General features: G+C 66.8%; 4 protein-coding genes. All 4 read left to right on the plus strand.

Going from position 1 to position 2,767, the window contains the following annotated elements; all coding sequences use genetic code 11:
* Nucleotides 1-531, plus strand: a 531-nt coding sequence (locus tag ABDW35_RS35135; protein WP_343718480.1) for an NAD kinase, incomplete at its 5' end; no start/stop codon positions are given.
* A gap of 122 nt (nucleotides 532-653) precedes the next feature.
* Complete coding sequence (locus tag ABDW35_RS35140) at nucleotides 654-1,667, plus strand: SPFH domain-containing protein (protein WP_343718481.1); 1,014 nt, start codon at nucleotides 654-656, stop codon at nucleotides 1,665-1,667.
* Complete coding sequence (locus ABDW35_RS35145) at nucleotides 1,664-2,110, plus strand: NfeD family protein (RefSeq protein WP_343718482.1); 447 nt, start codon at nucleotides 1,664-1,666, stop codon at nucleotides 2,108-2,110. Before ABDW35_RS35140 ends, ABDW35_RS35145 begins: the two co-directional genes overlap by 4 nt.
* A gap of 30 nt (nucleotides 2,111-2,140) precedes the next feature.
* The gene (locus ABDW35_RS35150) at nucleotides 2,141-2,602 is read left to right on the plus strand and encodes a hypothetical protein (RefSeq protein ID WP_343718483.1); all 462 of its coding nucleotides are present in this window, start codon (nucleotides 2,141-2,143) and stop codon (nucleotides 2,600-2,602) included.
* Nucleotides 2,603-2,767 lie beyond the last annotated feature (165 nt).

The raw sequence follows: 2,767 nt of genomic DNA on the forward strand, positions 1-2,767 counted from the left end.
GATCTGGCGGGCCGCGTGGCGGCGGCGCGGACCGTGATCCTGCATCCGCTGCGGATGCGGGCGACCACGGTCGACGGCACGGTGCACGAGGCGCTGGGCATCAACGAGGTCTCGGTGCTGCGCCAGACCCGGCAGACGGCGAAGCTGCGAATCACGGTCGACGGCATCGTGCGCATGCCGGAGCTGATCTGCGACGGGGCGATCGTGTCGACCCCGGCGGGCAGCACCGCCTACAACCTGTCGGCGCATGGCCCAATCATCCCGCTCGGCGCCGGCATCCTGGCGCTGACGCCGATCAGCGCCTTCCGGCCGCGGCGCTGGCGCGGCGCCCTGCTGCCGCAGCGGGCGAAGATCGTGCTCGACATGCTGGAGCTGCCGAAGCGCCCGGTCAGCGCCGTCGCCGATTCGACCGAGGTGCGCGACGTGGCCCGGGTCGAGATCGCCGAGGACCGCTCGGTATCGTTGGCCCTGCTGTTCGACCCCGGCAAGACGCTGGAGGAACGGATCCTGAAGGAGCAGTTCGAGCCCTGATCCGCCGTCACCGTCCGACTTGGCCGCTGCGTTTCCGCCACAAAGTTCCGGTGAAATAATCGGGCCGGCCCTGTGGCCGCTATGGCACACTGTGGCCGCGCCAAGAGGAACGGAAGCCCATCATGCCGATTTCCCCGTTCGCGATCGTCGTCCTGGCCATCCTGGTCCTGGCGATCCTGGTCATCTTCATGGGCGTCAAGTCGGTGCCCCAGGGCCGCGAATGGACGGTGGAGCGGTTCGGCCGCTACACCCGCACCCTGCGCCCCGGCCTGAACCTGATCGTGCCCTTCGTCGACCAGATCGGCGCCAAGCTGTCGATGATGGAGACGGTGCTGGAGGTGCCGCAGCAGGAGATCATCACCAAGGACAACGCCATGGTGACGGTCGACGGCGTGATCTTCTACCAGGTGCTGGACGCGGCGAAGGCGGCCTATGAGGTTGGCAACCTCGAGACCGCGATCATCAACCTGACCATGACCAACATCCGCACGGTGATGGGCTCGATGGACCTGGACGAGCTCTTGTCCAACCGCGACCAGATCAACGCCCGGCTGATGAAGGTGGTGGACGATGCCACCGAGCCCTGGGGCGTCAAGGTCACCCGCATCGAGATCCGCGACATCACCCCGCCGCGCGACCTGGTCGACAGCATGGCCCGGCAGATGAAGGCCGAGCGCGACCGCCGCGCCACCATCCTGGAGGCCGAGGGCACGCGGCAGGCGCAGATCCTGCGCGCCGAGGGCCTGAAGCAGGCCGCGATCCTGGAGGCCGAGGGCCGGCGCGAGGCCGCCTTCCGCGACGCCGAGGCCCGCGAGCGCTCGGCCGAGGCCGAGGCCAAGGCGACCACCGCGGTGAGCGAGGCCATCGCGTCCGGCAGCGTGCAGGCGATCAACTACTTCGTCGCCACCAAATATGTCGACGCGCTGAAGGCCGTGGCGGCGGCGCCGAACCAGAAGGTGCTGTTCATGCCGCTGGAGGCATCGAGCGTGATCGGTGCCATCGGCGGCATTTCCGAGATCGCGCGCGAGGCGTTCGGCCGTGACGGCGGGGCGCCGCCGGCCGTACCGCCGCGGCGGCCGCCCGCGGATCCCGCCGCCCCGGCGCCCGAGGGCGGCCCGTGGGGACCGAAGGCATGATGATCCAGGGCCCGGAGTTCTGGTGGTGGTGGATCGCCAGCGTGGTGCTGCTGATCCTCGAGGTCATGGTGCCCGCCACCTTCTTCCTCTGGCTCGCCATCTCCGCCGGCATCGTCGGCCTCCTGTCCTGGCTGGTCCCGTCGATCGGCTGGGAGTTCCAGGTGCTGGTCTTCGCCGTGCTGTCGGTGATCAGCGTCGTGGCCTGGCGCGCCTGGCTGAAGCCGCACACCGAGGCCAGCGACCAGCCGACGCTGAACCGCCGCGGCGAGCAGTATGTCGGCCGGGTCGTGACCCTGAACGAACCGATCGCCAACGGCGTCGGCCGCATCCGCATCGCCGACGCGACCTGGAGCGTGGAAGGCCCCGACCTTCCCGCCGGCACCCGCATCCGCATCGCCGCCGTGGTCGGCACGCGGTTCCGGGTCGAGCAGGATTACGGGTAGGCTGCCGACAGGGCGAACGGGAGCATCGGCATGATCCAGATCAGCCGGTTTCGGGCCAACAGGACGTTTCGCAACTATACTGCCTCCGCCCTTTTTGGCATTGGCCTTGCCAATGCGGCGATATTCTTCTCGCTTCTCAATCAATATACATCATTCCAACCAAAAGAACCGCACCCAGATCTTGGCTTGATCTACCAGATCAAAAACCACGGCGCGTTCAATTATATTTCCGCAGCACAGGAAACAGGCCTATCCTTGACGTCTCTGATATTGTTCCTATGCGTTCTGGCGACCATCATCGTCATTCCGAAAAATGTCGGCACGCTGTCGTCCGGTGTCCAGCGACCGATCGCCACCTTCGACAAACCGAGCTGGCAGATGGTCGGCCTGTGCTGGGCCGCATTCTTTGTCGGCTTGGCCATACTTGCCTTTGCCGGCACCTGGATCGTGAACGCGATCGTCTCAGCGGGCGTCGTTCTGCACTGGATCTGACAGCGCTACGTTCACACCCCCCGCAGCGCCTCGTCGATCGCGGCGATCTGCGGCAGGCCGCCGGGGATCAGGTGGATCAGGGCGTTGAAGGCGTGGATCATGCCCGGCGCCATGACATAGGTCACCGGCACCTTCGCCTCCTTCAGCATCCGGGCATAAGCAATC

Origin of the sequence: Inquilinus sp., from assembly GCF_039594555.1 — a bacterium.
GTDB lineage: Bacteria > Pseudomonadota > Alphaproteobacteria > DSM-16000 > Inquilinaceae > Inquilinus.

Excerpts from the sequence above, each read along its gene's own strand:
- ABDW35_RS35140 (WP_343718481.1), top strand. The coding sequence starts at position 654 with ATGCCGATTTCCCCGTTCGCGATCGTCGTCCTGGCCATCCTGGTCCTG.
- ABDW35_RS35150 (WP_343718483.1), top strand. The coding sequence starts at position 2,141 with ATGATCCAGATCAGCCGGTTTCGGGCCAACAGGACGTTTCGCAACTAT.
- ABDW35_RS35145 (WP_343718482.1), top strand. The coding sequence starts at position 1,664 with ATGATGATCCAGGGCCCGGAGTTCTGGTGGTGGTGGATCGCCAGCGTG.